The organism is Methylobacterium sp. WL12, from assembly GCF_008039475.1.
Taxonomy (GTDB): Bacteria; Pseudomonadota; Alphaproteobacteria; order Rhizobiales; family Beijerinckiaceae; genus Methylobacterium; species Methylobacterium cerastii.
Map to the genome: position 1 here is coordinate 47,695 of NZ_VRUW01000013.1, position 14,406 is coordinate 62,100.

Here is a 14,406-nt window from a genome sequence, read left to right on the forward strand (position 1 = left end):
GAAGCCTGGCCCGAACCGCCGATCCATCGAACCGGGAGCTTTGCGGCCGTGCACTGGGTCCACCTGATGATCGCGATCGTCGCCGAGGTCGTCGGCACCAGCGCGCTCAAGGCGTCGGACGGGTTCTCCCGGCCGGTGCCGCTGCTGATCACGGTCGCCGGCTACGCGGTGGCGTTCTTCTTCCTCGCGCTCACCCTGCGGACGATCCCGATGGGCGTGGCCTACGCGGTCTGGTCGGGCGTCGGCATCGTGCTGATCTCCCTCGTCGGCTGGCTGGTGTTCCGGCAGAGCCTCGACGCCCCGGCCCTGCTCGGCCTCGGCCTGATCGTCGCCGGCGTCGTGGTGATCAACGGCTTCTCGAACGCCGTCGGGCGCTGACGCGCCGGCCCTGCCCTGTGGGCCGTCCCGCACGGTTGACACGCCGCCACCCCCTCACCATAAGAGCCCCGCGCGGCCCGATGGGCCGCCCTTTGGGGGAATGTCCCGAGCGGCAAAGGGGGCGGACTGTAAATCCGCTGCGTAAGCTTCGTAGGTTCGAGTCCTACTTCCCCCACCACGTCCTTTCCCTTGCGATGTCCGATCCCTTGCGATGGCCGACGCCGTCGCCTCTCCCGAGGCTGCGGACTCGCGATGGCGCGTGCGCCGATCAGGCCTTTCGCGTCCGCGCGCCGAAGATCGACGTGCCGACCCGGACATGGGTCGCGCCCATCTGGATCGCGGCGCCGTAGTCGGCGCTCATGCCCATCGACAGGATCGGCAGGTTGTGCCGGCGGGCGAGCGCGGCGAGCAGGCCGAAATGGGCCGAGGGCGGGTCCTCGACCGGCGGAACGCACATCAGGCCCTGGATCGCCAGCCCGTGGGTGCCGACGCACTCGGCGAGCAGCACGTCGAGGTCGGCGGGCGACACGCCGCCCTTCTGCGGCTCGTCCCCGGTGTTGACCTGGATGAGCAGCTTGGGCGTGCGCCCGGTCCGCGCGATCTCCTTGGCCAGCGCAGCGGCGAGCGACAGCCGGTCGAGCGAGTGGATCACGTCGAAGAGTTCCACCGCCTCGCGCGCCTTGTTCGACTGCAGCGGCCCGACGAGATGGAGTTCCACGTCCGGGTATCGTGCCTTGAGCGCCGGCCACTTGGCCTTCGACTCCTGCACGTAGTTCTCGCCGAACAGGCGCTGGCCGGCCTCCAGCGCCGGCACGATACCCTCCGCCGGCACGGTCTTGGAGACGGCGATCAGACGGATCCCGGCCGGATCGCGCTCGCAATCCTCGGCCGCGCGGGCGATCCCGGTCCGCACCTCGGCGAGGCCTGCGGCGACGTCCGCCTCGCCGACGGGCGGCTTGTCCGGGATCGGCGGCGTATCGATCGGTGTGTCGGTCATCGGGGTCCTTCCGGGGGCGTCCGGCGGTCGCTGCGTGAGAGGTGGTCCACGCCGCCGCGCTGTCCAGCGGCACGGCATCGACATAGGCGATCTGGCGCCTCAATGCCGGGATCGTGCCCGCGGTGCAAAGCTCTCGCCCGCTCGACGCGGTCGGCCGAGCAGGTAGATCCGTTGGCCGAGCCCGGCGCGAATGTGCTAACGCCGCCGCTTCCCCGGCCCGCCCCGCCTGATCCCGGTTCCCGACGACGCCATGACGAACCCGCCCAGCCACCAGACCCTCGAGCGCTACAACGCCAAGGATTCCGAGCCGCGCTGGCAGGAGGCCTGGGCGCAGGCGCGCCTGTTCGAGGCCGACAACGCCGACGCCCGCCCGAAATACTACGTGCTGGAGATGTTCCCCTATCCGTCGGGGCGCATCCACATGGGCCACGTGCGCAACTACGCGATGGGCGACGTGGTGGCGCGCTACAAGCGGGCCAAGGGGTTCGCGGTGCTGCACCCGATGGGCTGGGACGCCTTCGGGCTGCCGGCGGAGAACGCGGCGATCGAGCGCAAGACCAACCCGCGCGACTGGACCTACGCCAACATCGCGACGATGCGCGGGCAGCTGCAATCCATGGGGCTGTCGCTCGACTGGAGCCGGGAGGTCGCGACCTGCGATCCGGACTACTACAAGCACCAGCAGCGCATGTTCCTCGACTTCCTCGGCAAGGGGCTGGTCACGCGCCGCACCGCCAAGGTGAACTGGGACCCGGTCGACCACACCGTGCTCGCCAACGAGCAGGTGATCGATGGGCGCGGCTGGCGCTCCGGCGCGCTCGTCGAGCAGCGCGAGCTGACGCAATGGTTCTTCAAGATCACCGACTTCGCGCAGGACCTCTACGACGCGCTGGACGGGCTCGAGCGCTGGCCGGAGAAGGTCCGGCTGATGCAGAAGAACTGGATCGGCCGCTCGCAGGGGCTGCAGGTCCGGTTCGCGTTGTCGCCGGACGCCGAGACGGCCCTCGCGGAACGCGCGGCCGACGCGACCATCCGTGAGGTCGAGGTCTACACGACCCGGCCCGACACCTTGTTCGGCGCCAAGTTCCTGGCCATCGCCGCCGACCATCCCCTGGCGGCCGCCCTGGCCCCCGGCGACGCCAAGCTGCAGGACTTCATCGCCGAGTGCCGCCGCATGGGCACGGCCCAGGCGGCGATCGATACCGCGGAGAAGCTCGGCTACGACACCGGGCTCACCGTGCGCCATCCCCTGGACCCGTCCTGGACGCTGCCGGTCTACGTCGCGAACTTCGTGCTGATGGAGTACGGCACCGGGGCGGTGTTCGGCTGCCCGGCGCACGACCAGCGCGACCTCGATTTCGCGAACAAGTACGGCCTCGGCAACACCCCCGTGGTCTGCCCCGAGGGCCAGGACCCGGCCACGTTCGTGATCACCGACACCGCCTTCGACGGCGACGGGCGGATGATCAACTCGCGCGACCTCGACGGCCTGACCACGGACGAAGCCTTCGAAGCGGTGGCGAGTCGCCTCGAAGGCGAGGTGCTGTCCGGCGCGCCGGTCGCAGCGCGAAAGGTGCAGTTCCGCCTGCGCGACTGGGGCGTCTCGCGCCAGCGCTACTGGGGCTGCCCGATCCCGATCATCCATTGCGAGACCTGCGGCCCGGTGCCGGTGCCGGTGGCGGACCTGCCGGTGAAGTTGCCCGAGGCGGTCTCGTTCGACCAGCCCGGCAACCCGCTGGAGCGCGACCACGCCTGGCGCACCGTGCCGTGCCCGTCCTGCGGCGCGGCGGCCCGGCGCGAGACCGACACGATGGACACCTTCGTCGACTCGTCCTGGTACTACGCCCGCTTCACGGCCCCCTGGCTCGCCGACCGGCCGACCGACCCGGCGGCGGTCAACCGCTGGCTTGCCGTCGATCAATATATCGGCGGCATCGAGCACGCGATCCTGCACCTGCTCTACGCGCGCTTCTTCATGCGGGCGATGCAGGCGACCGGCTGGTCCGGCGTCTCCGAGCCGTTCGCCGGGCTGTTCACGCAAGGGATGGTCGTCCACGAGACCTACAAGGACGAGGCCGGCGCCTGGGTGCCGCCGGCCGACGTGCGCCTCACGACGGAGGCCGGCGAGCGCCGCGGGTTCCACGTGGAAACCTCCGGCCCGATCGCGATCGGGCCGATCGAGAAGATGTCGAAGTCCAAGAAGAACGTCGTCGATCCCGACGACATCATCGCCTCCTTCGGCGCCGACACCGCACGCTGGTTCATGCTCTCGGATTCACCGCCTGAGCGCGACGTGATCTGGACGGAGGAGGGCGTGCAGGGTGCCGCCCGCTTCGTGCAGCGGGTGTGGCGGCTGGTGAACGCGGCCGTCGCGGCCTCGGGCTCCGGCGACGGCGACCTCGCCCTGCGCAAGGCCGCGCACAAGGCGCTCGCCGCCTTCGGCGAGGACGTGGAGCGCCTGCGCTTCAACCGCTGCGTCGCCCACGTCTACACCCTGGCCAACGCCCTCGAGGAGGCGTTCCGTGGTGGCGCCTCGGCGGCGGCCGGCCGCGAGGCCGCCGGCATCCTGGTCCAGCTCATCGCGCCGATGATGCCGCACCTGGCGGAGAGCTGCTGGGCGGTGCTCGGCCGCGACGGGCTCGTCGCGCAGGCGCCGTGGCCGGACTTCGACCCGGCGCTCCTGGTCGAGGATGCGGTGACCCTGCCGGTCCAGGTCAACGGCAAGAAGCGCGGCGACGTCACCGTTCCGCGCGACGCGGACGCCGTCGCCGTCGAGGCCCTGGTGCTCGCCGACGAGACGGTCCAGCGGGCGCTCGAAGGCCGGACGCCCCGCAAGGTCATCGTCGTGCCGGGGCGGATCGTGAATTTGGTGGTGTGAGGTGGAGCCGACTTCCCCTCTCCCCGCACGCGGGGAGAGGCCTGGCTGCACCGCGTCGTGCAGCCAGGTAGCGCAGGCGGAGCCGAAGCGACGGTGAGGGGAGCTTCCGGAGGAACCTCGTCCGGCCAAGCCCCTCACCTTCGGCTGCCGCCTTGCTCTGCCGACGACGAGGTCGGCAAAGCCCTCTCCCCGCATGCGGGGAGAGGGGATGCTCCCAAAGCGGTGCGGGTGGCCGCCCCTTTAGGCGGCCAGCGCCCGGCTCACCGTGGCGCGCAGGTCCGCCAGCGAGAACGGTTTGGTCAGTACGTCGGTGACGATGGCGTCGAGCCCGCGGGCGCGTTCGCGCTGGTCGGCGAAGCCCGTCATCAGGAGGATGGTCAAGTCCGGAAAGTCGCGCTTGGCCGCGAGCGCCAGCGCGATGCCGTCCATCAGCGGCATCCGGATGTCGGTCAGCATCAGGTCGAAGGCGCCGTCGGATTCGTTCAGCCGGTCGAGGCCGTCGCTGCCGTCGATCGCCGTGACCACGGCATGGCCGTCGATCTCGAGGCCCCGTTTGAGAAAGCCGCGGACCGTCTCTTCGTCATCCACCAGAAGGATGCGCGCCATGTCGCCTGTATTCGATCCGTCGAAGAAGGGCCGTGCAGCCCGGTCATGCCTGGAGAACGTCTAAACAAGGGCCGCCCTGTCAAGACATTTCGGCGCACGATGTAGTGCGCCGCATGCGGGTTGCGAAAATGCCGCGCCGGATCGCGGCTCAAGCGCCGCCGAACAGGTCCGGATCGGGGCTGTCGTAGTCGACCACGCCGACGAACGGCAGCTGCCGGAAGGCGTGCGCGGCATCCATGCCGTAGCCGACGACGAAGGCGTCCGGGCAGGTGAAGCCGACGAAGTCCGCGTCGATCTGCACCGCGCGCTTGCCGGGCTTCTCCAGCAGTACCGCGGTGAGGACGCGGGACGCGCCGCGGGCCATCAGCAGGTCCTTGGCGAACACCACCGTGCGGCCCGATTCGAGGATGTCGTCGACGAGCAGCACGTCGCGGCCGCGCACCTCGCTCTGCACGTCGCGCAGGATCTCGACCTGGCCGGAGGAGACCGTGCCGGTGCGATAGCTCGACAGGTGGACGAACTCGACCTGCGGCGACAGCCCGACCCGGTGCAGGGCGCGCAGCAGGTCGGCGGCGAACATGAAGCTGCCCTTGAGCACCGCCACCACCAGCAGGTTCTGCGGGGCGGCGGCCTTGATCTCGCGCGCCAACGCCTCGTTGCGCGTCGCGATGGTGGCTTCGTCGAAGAGGACGCGGACGCGTCGGGAGGGCGTGGTGGTCATGCGCCCTTCATAGCCCATTCCCGCGCGCGCAGACCACGGCCCCGTGCTCGAAAATGCGTCAGGGCGTGGCGGAATCCGTCTTCACATCACCCTTCACATCCATCTTCACATCACCTTTCATCTCCACCTTCACGTCTTCCGCCTTGACCGCATCCGCAAAGCGGACCTCGATGCCGCGTCCCTGCTCGGGCGGATCGGGGAAGCGGGCGGCGAACCGCGCGGTCTCGCCCTGCGCCAGGCGGCTGCGCGGCGGGGCAATGGTGTAGGTCTTCACGACCCGCTCGGCGGCGTCGCGCACCAGGACGCTGATCGGCGGCACCGGCATCCCGTTCCGGGCGGTGCCGACGAGGTCGCCCTCGACCACCAATTCGCCCGGCCGCTCGCCGCCGGCCTGGTTCCGGAGGGCGGTGGCGTCTCGGATCTCGATGCCGCGCAGGTTCACCGGCAGGCCGATGCGCGCGAACAGCCCGGCCGCCTGCGGCAGCGCCTGCACCACCTGCACGCGGGCGAGGCAGGCGAGGGGGATCGCGGCCAGCACCACGAGGCCTGCGGCGAGCGCCGGCGACAGCGCGGCGACGCCGCCCTTGTCCGCGCCTTTGCCCGCGCCTTTGCCGAGCGGCTTGTAGCCGGGCTTGGGCTTCCCCGCCTTCGCGCGGCGCGGGGCGTCGGGCACGTTGTCGATCGTCTCAGGGGTCGCCGCCTCGCGCACTGCGGCCGAGGCCTCGGCCCAGGCCTCCGCGGAGACCGCTTCGTCGGCGGCGGCGCTCGCCGCCTGCAATTCGGCCTCGTGGGCGGCGACGACCTCCGCCGGCGACACGAACCACGTCTCGCGGCAGGCGGCGCAGCGCACCGAGCGCCCTTCGGTCCCGACGCGGGCCGTGTCGATCCGGTACTCGCTGGCGCAGGTCGGGCAGACGATCAGCATACGCGGCACGCTCGGTGACGGGCGCCGCCGCGCGGGACCTGCGGCGAAAACCCTTGGGCGATCCTCGGCGGTTAGGGTTAAGCTCCGGTGAAACTGCTGAGAACCGGCTTGAAATGGCCATGCGCGGCGGTCATCCCGTCGTGGACGGGATGGAACGGGAGCGGGCGGGCCCTTGCGCGAAACGGCGACGACGAAAAGCCTGCTCTCCGGCGCGGAAGGGCCGGTTGTCCAGTTCGAGAACGTCGGCATGCGCTACGGCCTCGGGCCGGAGGTGCTGTCCGACGTGAGCTTCCGCATCCAGCCGCACTCGTTCCAGTTCCTCACCGGGCCGTCGGGCGCCGGCAAGACGACGCTGCTGCGGCTGATCCTGCTCTCGGTGCGCCCGACCCGCGGGCTGGTCTCGGTGTTCGGCAACGAGGTCAGCGGCATCTCCAGCGCGTCGCTCACCGGGCTGCGGCGCCGGATGGGCGTGGTGTTCCAGGATTTCCGCCTGCTCGACCACCTCACCACCTACGAGAACGTCGCGCTGCCCCTGCGCGTCCAGGGCCGGGCCGAGACCAGCTACCGGGCCGAGGTGGTCGAGCTGCTGCGCTGGGTGGGCCTCGGCGAGCGCATGCACGTGCTGCCGCCGCTGCTTTCTGGCGGCGAGAAGCAGCGCGCGGCCATCGCCCGCGCGCTGATCGCCCGCCCCGACCTGCTGCTCGCCGACGAGCCCACCGGCAACGTCGACCCGAGCCTCGGCCGCCGCCTGCTGCGGCTCTTCCTCGAACTGAACAAGCTCGGCACCTCGGTGATCATCGCCACCCACGATTTCGGGATCATGGATTCGGTCGATGCGCGCCGGATGGTGATCGGGGACGGCCGCCTGCGGATCGAAGGCTGATGGACGCAACCCGCGAACGCACCCAGGCCGCCGCCCGCAAGCCCGTCGATCGGCCCGCGGCCGAGCCGGCGCTTCCCCCGACCCTGCGGCGCAACGCGCCCCTGGTGCCGACCGATTCCGCCGCGAGCCGGTCGCTCGCCGCCGTCATCGCCATCCTCACCTTCCTGGCGGGCCTCTGCGCGGGGGCGGCCGAGATCGTCGCGTCGAGCGCCGGGCAGTGGCAGGGCACGGTGGCGCAGGAGGTGACGATCCAGGTGCGCCCGGCGCCGGGCCGCGACCTCGACGCCGACATCGCGCGGGCCGACGCCATCGCAAAGGCCGAGCCCGGCATCGCCGCGACGCGGGTGTTCTCCAAGATGGAGGCCGAGCGCCTGCTCGAACCCTGGCTCGGCAGCGGCCTCGACCTCTCCGACCTGCCGGTGCCGCGCCTCATCACCCTGAAGCTCGGCGACCAGGCGCCCGACCTCAAGCACCTGCGTGCCGGCCTCACCGAGGCGATGCCGGGGGTCGCCAGCCTCGACGACCACGCGCTCTGGCTGCAGCGGCTCTCGACCGCGGCCAACACCTTCGTCGGCATCGGCGTCGGCATCGTCGCCCTGGTCCTGGTCGCCACCGGCCTCGCGGTCGCGTTCGCCACCCGCGGCGCCATGGCGGGCAACCGCGAGGTGGTGGAGGTGCTGCACTTCGTCGGCGCCGACGACGACTTCATCGCCCGCGCCTTCCAGCGGCGGTTCTTCGGCCTCGGGCTTCGCGGCGGCATCATCGGCTCGGCGGCGGCGCTGGCCGCCTTCGCGCTGGCCGGGCTGCTCGCCCGCAACTGGCGGTCGGGCCCGGCGGGCGACGAGGTCGAGGCGCTGTTCGGCGCCTTCCACATCGGCTGGCGCGGCTATGCCAGCGTGATGGCGATCGGCGTCATCGCCTCGCTCGTCACCGCCGTGATCTCCCGGCTGACCGTGCGGCGCTTCCTGGCCTGAGGGCGCGACCGGGCGACCTGTGCGAACCGGTCCGAAAACCCCCGTGATCGAAAGCGCTTGGCGAACCGTTAACCCTCCGGAAAGGATTCGCCGCCGCAAATGTCGCCTCCGCCCCGCCGCATTCGGCGCTATCCTCAGCGAGCATGACCACGCGTATGGCGCGCGCCTTCGATCCGAGACGGGCCGGCCCGGGTGACGAGCTTGCCGAGCTCACCGGCTGGGTCTGGGATGCCGAGCCGCGTTCGGTGCCCGCGGCGCCGGCCGCGCGGCCCATCGGCCCGGTGGCGCTGACGATCCTCGGCCTCGGTGGCCTCGCCGCGGTGGCTTTGGTCGCCGGCTTCCTCGCCTTCGTCGCCGCCCTGGACCGCAGCGAGCGGGTGCCGCAGGGCCGGGCCGACGGCATCGTCGCGCTCACCGGCGGCGCCCAGCGCATCGGCGACGCGATCGACCTGCTGGCCGGCGGCTACGGCCGGCGCCTGCTGATCACCGGCGTCAACGAGCGCACCAGCCGCGACGAGATCGCCCGGCTCAACCAGACGCAGCGCCACTGGATCGATTGCTGCGTCGACCTCGACTACCGGGCGCGCAACACCATCGGCAACGCCATCGAGACTCGGCGCTGGATGCGCCACAACCGCTTCAGCACCGTCGCGGTGGTGACTTCGAACTACCACATGCCGCGGACGCTGATCGAGCTCGACCACGCCCTGCAGGGGGGCGACCGGATCGTGCCCCATCCGGTGATCGCCGAAGGGTTCGACGGCGCCGACTGGTGGCACAGCCCCTCGGCCACGAAACTGCTGGCGTCGGAATACCTGAAGTTCCTGGTGGCCTGGGTCCGCACCCGGTTCGAGACCGACCCGGAGAGTTCCCGCGTCGCGATCCTGATCGGCCGCGGCAAGCCGGTGAAGGCGCCGGTGCGGATGGTCGCCGAACCGCTGCTGCGCGACCTGCGCTAGACGCCCCTTTGTCTTCCGAACACGAATCAGCCCCGGGCGCCGGGGCGCCGCGGGGCTGAAGATCGTGGGCCGCCGCCGGGGCGACGGACCCTAAGCGAGACCGCTTAAAGCGGCCGGGCGGGGTAGGTGCGGACGCCGGGGCGGCCGCCTGCGTTCGGCGGCAGGCCGTTCGTCGGCGTCGGGCCGGCCGGGTCCGATGCGGTCAGCGCGGGGCCGCTCCAGCCCTCGGAGCGCCAGCTGTTCGAGCGCTCGCCGACGTCGACCGAGCCGTGCTCCTCGAGGATGTCCATCACCGTGTTAGCGTGGGCCTCGTCCGCCCGCACCGTGACGAGGGTGCCGCCGCGGCGGATGCCCTCGTTGTAGGTGTGGGCGTCGGTCTCGCTGATGCCGGCGCCCGTCAGGGCTCCGACGAGGCCGCCGGCGGCGGCGCCGATGCCGGCGCCGGTCAGGGTCGCCACGAGCCAGCCGGCGGCGACGACCGGGCCGACGCCGGGAATCGCGAGAAGGCCGAGGCCGGTGAGGAGGCCGGTCGCACCGCCGACGACGGTACCAAGCGAGGCGCCCGTGCCGGCTGCGGTCTCGGCCTTGTGCGCGGTGTCGGCGTGGTCGCCGGTCCCGATGCGGCCGGCATGCCGGTCGCCTTCGTTGTTGCTGACGACGCTGATGTCGCCGTGCGAGACGCCGGCGGCCTCAAGGCGGGTCACCGCCGTGCTGGCCGCGTCGTAGTCGTCGTAGAGGGCGGTGATGGTCTGATGTGCCATGGTCAAATCCTGGATGTCGTCGAAAATCGCGCGGCTGCGCTCTAACCGTCCGGGGACGGCGCTCACTGCGCGGCGACGTTGCCCTTGAAGTCGACGCCGACCTTGACCGGCTTGCCGTTCAGCACGGCTTCGGCGCGCCAGATGCCCTTGTCGTCCTTCTTCAGGCCGCGGACGTCCTTGTAGCCGGCATCCTCCAGGCGCTTGTGCGTCTGGGCTTCGGTGAAGCTGTTGGCGCCTTCCTCCAGCTTCGCGTTCGCGGCCGCGTTGGCGGTGGCCGGCTTGGAGGCGTCTGGGCGGTCGGTGTTCGGCCGCGTCACGGCCTCCTGACCACCGGACTTCTCGCTGGACTTTGCGTCCGGCGCGGGGGTGCCCGTGGTCGTGGTCTGAGCGGAGGCGATGCCGGTCCCGAGCAGGGTCACGAGCGCGATGGCAGTCAGATGGCGTTGCAAGGCGGTTTCCTCTACTGTTACCCCCAATCAATCCCGTCGCAGCCCCAAGCGTTCCGAACTATATTCTTCGAAGACATCTTTGCGCCGGCTCGAGAAAGCGTGGCGTTTCGCGAGAAATTGTCGTTTTCCCGGGAACGGTTTCGCGATGAGCGCTGAGACGCACCGGAAAGCCGGGCATTCCGTGCCTCGTAAACGCCTCGCCCCATCGGATGAACCGTGGGCTTCCCCTCTCCCCGCATGCGGGGAGAGGCCCGGCCGCACCCCGTCGTGCAGCCGGGAAGCGAAAGGCGAAGCCGAAGCGAGGGTGAGGGGGAGCGAACGGAGGAGGCTCATCCGGGTCAGCCCCCTCACCGTCGGCTGCCGCCTCGCTCGGCCGACGACGAGGTCGGCCGAGCCCTCTCCCCGCAAGCGGGGCGAGGGGATGCGCACTCGGCAAGCCGTCGGGAACGAAGGTGGGCGGCAGCCCAGCCGGCGGGTCAGCCCCGGCAGCGGGCCTTGATCGCGGCCGAGAATTCCTTCTCGGAGTCCTGCACCTGGCTCAGGCGGGTGCCGCGCTCGCCGCCGGAGAGGCAGCGGCCGTAGACGCCGGCGACGCGGCGCATGGTGTCGACGTGGCGGCGCCAGATCCGGCAGCTCTTGGCGTCGTCGCCGTCGGCCTGCTCGAGCTGGTCGATCGCCTGGCGCTGCATCGACTGGGCGACGAGCATGTCGCGGGCGCAGGTGCCGTCGGCCGCGCCCTGTTGAGCCTGCACGGCGTGCGGGACGGCGAGCAGCGTCGCCGCCACGGCGAACGGCAAGACCCGAGGCCGGCTCACGCGACGCCCGGTCATGCGGCCTGCGAGGTCGAGGTGTGGGTGAGCAGCGCGTAGAGGGCGTGCGCGTCGCGCGCCGCGCGGATGCGGTCGAGGATGCCGGGCTCGCGCAGGATGCGCGCCACCTGGGCCAGGGCCTTGAGGTGGTCGGCGCCCGCGCCCTCGGGGGCGAGCAGCAGGAAGGCGAAGTCCACCGGGCGGCCGTCGAGGGATTCGAAGTCCACCGGCCGGTCGAGGCGGGCGACGAGCCCGAACAGCCGGTCGAGGCCCGGCAGCTTGCCGTGCGGGATCGCGACGCCGTCGCCGATGCCGGTGGAGCCCAAGCGCTCGCGCTGCAGCAGGGTCTCGTAGACGTCGCGGACGTCGAGCGTCGGCAGGCGGCGGACCGCCTGGGCGGCGAGGTCCTGCAGCACCTGCTTCTTGGCCCGGGCGCGGAGCGAGGGCACCACGGAATCCGGATCGAGGAATTCCAGCATCGGCATCGAAGGACCGCCCGCCCGCTCTCGAACCATGGGGGCCACGCCCCATGAAGAGGGCGCGCACCGCGTTGTCCGCGCGGCCGCGCCCCAAAAACACCAATCCCCGCCCCGAAGGCCGGTTCCGGCGTCCTCGGCTCAGGCCGCCGCGCTCGGCGGGTCGACCCAGCCGATCGCGCCGTCGCTGCGCCGGTATACGACGTTGATGCGGCCGGTGCCAGCATGCACGAAGACGATCACCGGGGCGCCGGTGAGGTCCAGCGCGGTGACCGCCTCGCTCACCGAGTGGCGCTTGAGGGTCTTGGTGCTCTCGGCCACGATCGGCGGGTGGCTCGCGCCGTCGTCGGGCTCGTCCTCGTCCTCGTCGTCCTCGGGCGCGGCGAACACCGCGTAGGCCGCCTCGACCGCGGCGCCGTTCGGCCCCCCGTTCGGTCCTTGGGCGTGCTCCTTGAGCCGGTGCTTGTAGCGCCGCAGGCGCTTCTCCAGCCGGTCTGCGGTCTGCTCGAAGCTGGCGCGCGGGTCGTGCGCGGTGGACGACGCCTCGATGGTGAGCCCGGAGACGAGGTGCAGCACGCAATCGGTGCGGTACGCCGAGCCGTCGCGCCGGAGCGTGACGTGGCCGGTGCTGCTCTCGTTCATGTGCCCGTCGAGGTATTTTGACAGGGTCGCCGCCATCCGCTCGTCGACACGGCCCCTGAGGGCTTCGCCGAGGTCCAGGCCGTGGCCCGTGACGCGCAATGACCCCATGTATCCTCCGGTGCGGTTGACCCTGGTCTTTCGCCCACCGACCGCGGCGAGCGGGATTCGGCGGAACGCCGACCCGTCGGCGTGACGGGGGACGGAGTAGAGAAGCCGGCGCAGGCGAAGTCAACGGACGTGAGAAGCCTTGCCGGTCACGGTCCAACCGCCGGGGCGGGCCTGAAACCGCCCTGCGCGGCAGCGCCGTCATCCTCCAGCGCGGCGGGCGAAGAGCCCGCTCGCGGCGCGTTCACCGCGCCATCATCACCCCCGCCACCATCCCGCCCTGCGCGTAGCGCTCGCGGCGGCGCTCGATCGAGGAGGGGATGCGCAGGGATTCGCGGTACTTCGCCACCGTGCGGCGGGCGATGTCGACGCCTTCGTGGCGCAGCTTCTGCACCAGGGCGTCGTCGGAGAGCACGTCGTCCGAGGTCTCGCCGTCCACGAGCTGCTTGATGCGGTGGCGCACGGCCTCCGAGGAGTGGGCGGCGGTGCCGGCCGCGCCCGGGATCGCGGCGGTGAAGAAGTACTTCATCTCCAGGGTGCCGCGGCTGGTGCCGATCGCCTTGTTGGAGGTGACGCGCGAGACGGTGGATTCGTGCATGCCGATCGCCTCGGCGACCGTCTTGAGGTTCAGGGGCCGCAGGTGCGTGACGCCGTGGACGAAGAACCCGTCCTGCTGACGCACGATCTCGGTGGCGACCTTGAGGATGGTGCGCGCTCGCTGCTCCAGGCTCCGGGTGAGCCAGTTCGCGGTCTGCAGCGCCTCGGAAAGGAAGGCCTTGTCGCCCTCCGCCTTCGCGCCGCGCACCACGCGGGCGTAGTAGCTCTGGTTGACCAGGACGCGGGGCAGCGCCTCGCCGTTGAGCTCCACCAGCCAGGAGCCGTCGGGGGCGGCGCGCACGAACACGTCGGGGATCAGCACCTCGACGCCGCTCGAGCCGAAGGCGCGGCCCGGCTTGGGATCGAGCCGGCGGATCTCGCCCAGCATCTCGACGAGGTCCTCGTCGTCGACGCCGCACAGGCGCCGGAGGGCGGAGAAGTCGCGCTTGGCCACGAGGTCGAGGCGCGAGACCAGCGCCTGCATCGCCGGGTCGAACCGGTCCTTCTCCCGCAGCTGCAGCGCCAGGCATTCGGCGAGGTCGCGCGCGGCGACGCCGGCCGGATCGAAGCTCTGGACGAGCTTGAGCACGCCGGCGACCCGGTCGAGGGAGGCGCCGAGGCGCTCGGCCACCGCATCGATCGATTCCCGGAGGTAGCCGGCCTCGTCCACCGCATCGATCAGGAAGCCGCCGATCAGCCGGTCGGTGGCGTCGCGGGTGGCGAGGTCGAGCTGGCGGCCGAGATGCTCGCGGAGCGACGTCTCGACGGTGAGCGTCGCCTCGAAGTCCGGGGCCTCCGAATCGAAGCTGCCGCCGGTGTTGCCGTAGGGCGCGGGCGTCAGCGAGAGCATGTCGCCGGTGGCCGCCTCGCGGATCGGGCTCGGCGCGTCGTCGGGGTAGACGTTGTCAAGGCGGGCGTCGAAGTCGCCGTCGATCTCGCCGCGGCCCGGGTCGACCTCGGTCGCCTTCCACTCCGCCCCGTCCGCGAAGGCCTCGGCGGCGGGTTCCGCGCCCGCGGCCTCGCCCGGGCCGTCGGTCGGCTCGGCCTCGGCGCGCTCCAGGAGCGGGTTGCGCTCCAGCTCGGCGTCGACGTAGGCCGCAAGATCGAGCTGGGAGAGTTGGAGGAGCTTGATCGCTTGCAGAAGCTGCGGTGTCATCACCAGGGACTGGCCCTGGCGCATTTCCAGCCGTTGCAGCAAACTCATCGCGTCGCCTCGGTCCTCTTCGGTGAACAGGCCGCGCCCCGC

Annotated in this window: 15 protein-coding genes and 1 tRNA gene; 6 read left to right on the plus strand and 10 right to left on the minus strand. The window is 71.4% G+C overall.

Annotated elements, in window-relative coordinates:
* Positions 1-48 precede the first annotated feature (48 nt).
* Positions 49-378: a multidrug efflux SMR transporter gene (locus FV226_RS07900; RefSeq protein WP_281406029.1), complete on the plus strand. Its 330-nt coding sequence runs from the start codon at positions 49-51 to the stop codon at positions 376-378.
* Positions 379-472: 94 nt separating this feature from the next.
* Positions 473-556, plus strand: a tRNA-Tyr gene (locus tag FV226_RS07905).
* A gap of 90 nt (positions 557-646) precedes the next feature.
* Here FV226_RS07905 and FV226_RS07910 read toward each other — a convergent pair.
* Positions 647-1,375, minus strand: coding sequence for a YggS family pyridoxal phosphate-dependent enzyme (locus FV226_RS07910; protein ID WP_147762474.1), 729 nt, complete (start codon positions 1,373-1,375; stop codon positions 647-649).
* A 250-nt stretch (positions 1,376-1,625) separates the two neighbouring features.
* On the opposite strand from FV226_RS07910, the gene leuS reads away from it, so the two are divergent.
* Positions 1,626-4,253 (plus strand): leucine--tRNA ligase, encoded by a 2,628-nt coding sequence (gene leuS / locus FV226_RS07915; protein ID WP_147762475.1) that lies wholly within the window; start codon positions 1,626-1,628, stop codon positions 4,251-4,253.
* A gap of 240 nt (positions 4,254-4,493) precedes the next feature.
* On the opposite strand, the gene FV226_RS07920 is transcribed toward leuS, so the two are convergent.
* The 3 genes from FV226_RS07920 to FV226_RS07930 form a co-directional block, all read right to left on the minus strand.
* The gene (locus tag FV226_RS07920) at positions 4,494-4,859 is read right to left on the minus strand and encodes a response regulator (protein ID WP_147727221.1); all 366 of its coding nucleotides are present in this window, start codon (positions 4,857-4,859) and stop codon (positions 4,494-4,496) included.
* 148 nt (positions 4,860-5,007) lie between these two features.
* Positions 5,008-5,580 carry a hypoxanthine phosphoribosyltransferase gene (gene hpt / locus FV226_RS07925; RefSeq protein WP_147750718.1) on the minus strand — a complete coding sequence of 191 codons (573 nt, stop codon included), beginning with the start codon at positions 5,578-5,580 and terminating at the stop codon, positions 5,008-5,010.
* A 58-nt stretch (positions 5,581-5,638) separates the two neighbouring features.
* Positions 5,639-6,505, minus strand: coding sequence for a zinc-ribbon domain-containing protein (locus FV226_RS07930; protein ID WP_147762476.1), 867 nt, complete (start codon positions 6,503-6,505; stop codon positions 5,639-5,641).
* A gap of 172 nt (positions 6,506-6,677) precedes the next feature.
* Here FV226_RS07930 and ftsE point away from each other — a divergent pair, with 172 nt between their 5' ends.
* The 3 genes from ftsE to FV226_RS07945 all read left to right on the plus strand — a co-directional run bounded on the left by ftsE (position 6,678) and on the right by FV226_RS07945 (position 9,321).
* The gene (gene ftsE, locus FV226_RS07935) at positions 6,678-7,388 is read left to right on the plus strand and encodes a cell division ATP-binding protein FtsE (RefSeq protein WP_147750720.1); all 711 of its coding nucleotides are present in this window, start codon (positions 6,678-6,680) and stop codon (positions 7,386-7,388) included.
* Positions 7,388-8,362 carry an ABC transporter permease gene (locus FV226_RS07940; protein WP_147762477.1) on the plus strand — a complete coding sequence of 325 codons (975 nt, stop codon included), beginning with the start codon at positions 7,388-7,390 and terminating at the stop codon, positions 8,360-8,362. Before ftsE ends, FV226_RS07940 begins: the two co-directional genes overlap by 1 nt.
* A 143-nt stretch (positions 8,363-8,505) precedes the next feature.
* Positions 8,506-9,321 (plus strand): YdcF family protein, encoded by an 816-nt coding sequence (locus FV226_RS07945; RefSeq protein ID WP_246691527.1) that lies wholly within the window; start codon positions 8,506-8,508, stop codon positions 9,319-9,321.
* Between the two features lie 104 nt (positions 9,322-9,425).
* On the opposite strand, the gene FV226_RS07950 is transcribed toward FV226_RS07945, so the two are convergent.
* The 6 genes from FV226_RS07950 to rpoN all read right to left on the minus strand — a co-directional run bounded on the left by FV226_RS07950 (position 9,426) and on the right by rpoN (position 14,364).
* On the minus strand, positions 9,426-10,082 hold the full coding sequence (locus tag FV226_RS07950; protein ID WP_147762478.1) for a hypothetical protein: 657 nt from the start codon (positions 10,080-10,082) through the stop codon (positions 9,426-9,428).
* A 62-nt stretch (positions 10,083-10,144) separates the two neighbouring features.
* Positions 10,145-10,531, minus strand: a complete 387-nt coding sequence (locus FV226_RS07955) for a PepSY domain-containing protein (RefSeq protein ID WP_147750723.1) — start codon at positions 10,529-10,531, stop codon at positions 10,145-10,147.
* A 476-nt stretch (positions 10,532-11,007) separates the two neighbouring features.
* Positions 11,008-11,304: a hypothetical protein gene (locus FV226_RS07965; RefSeq protein ID WP_246691528.1), complete on the minus strand. Its 297-nt coding sequence runs from the start codon at positions 11,302-11,304 to the stop codon at positions 11,008-11,010.
* Positions 11,305-11,357: 53 nt separating this feature from the next.
* Entirely contained in the window at positions 11,358-11,825 is a 468-nt protein-coding gene (gene ptsN / locus FV226_RS07970; protein WP_147750725.1) for a PTS IIA-like nitrogen regulatory protein PtsN, read from the minus strand.
* A 132-nt stretch (positions 11,826-11,957) separates the two neighbouring features.
* Positions 11,958-12,566, minus strand: coding sequence for a ribosome-associated translation inhibitor RaiA (gene raiA / locus FV226_RS07975; RefSeq protein ID WP_147762480.1), 609 nt, complete (start codon positions 12,564-12,566; stop codon positions 11,958-11,960).
* Positions 12,567-12,807: 241 nt separating this feature from the next.
* On the minus strand, positions 12,808-14,364 hold the full coding sequence (rpoN, locus tag FV226_RS07980) for an RNA polymerase factor sigma-54 (protein ID WP_147750727.1): 1,557 nt from the start codon (positions 14,362-14,364) through the stop codon (positions 12,808-12,810).
* Positions 14,365-14,406 lie beyond the last annotated feature (42 nt).

Coding starts and splice junctions, on each gene's coding strand:
- FV226_RS07910 (WP_147762474.1), bottom strand. CDS start 1,375: ATGACCGACACACCGATCGATACGCCGCCGATCCCGGACAAGCCGCCC.
- leuS (WP_147762475.1), top strand. CDS start 1,626: ATGACGAACCCGCCCAGCCACCAGACCCTCGAGCGCTACAACGCCAAG.
- FV226_RS07920 (WP_147727221.1), bottom strand. CDS start 4,859: ATGGCGCGCATCCTTCTGGTGGATGACGAAGAGACGGTCCGCGGCTTT.
- hpt (WP_147750718.1), bottom strand. CDS start 5,580: ATGACCACCACGCCCTCCCGACGCGTCCGCGTCCTCTTCGACGAAGCC.
- FV226_RS07930 (WP_147762476.1), bottom strand. CDS start 6,505: ATGCTGATCGTCTGCCCGACCTGCGCCAGCGAGTACCGGATCGACACG.
- FV226_RS07940 (WP_147762477.1), top strand. CDS start 7,388: ATGGACGCAACCCGCGAACGCACCCAGGCCGCCGCCCGCAAGCCCGTC.
- FV226_RS07945 (WP_246691527.1), top strand. CDS start 8,506: ATGACCACGCGTATGGCGCGCGCCTTCGATCCGAGACGGGCCGGCCCG.
- FV226_RS07950 (WP_147762478.1), bottom strand. CDS start 10,082: ATGGCACATCAGACCATCACCGCCCTCTACGACGACTACGACGCGGCC.
- ptsN (WP_147750725.1), bottom strand. CDS start 11,825: ATGCCGATGCTGGAATTCCTCGATCCGGATTCCGTGGTGCCCTCGCTC.
- raiA (WP_147762480.1), bottom strand. CDS start 12,566: ATGGGGTCATTGCGCGTCACGGGCCACGGCCTGGACCTCGGCGAAGCC.
- rpoN (WP_147750727.1), bottom strand. CDS start 14,364: ATGAGTTTGCTGCAACGGCTGGAAATGCGCCAGGGCCAGTCCCTGGTG.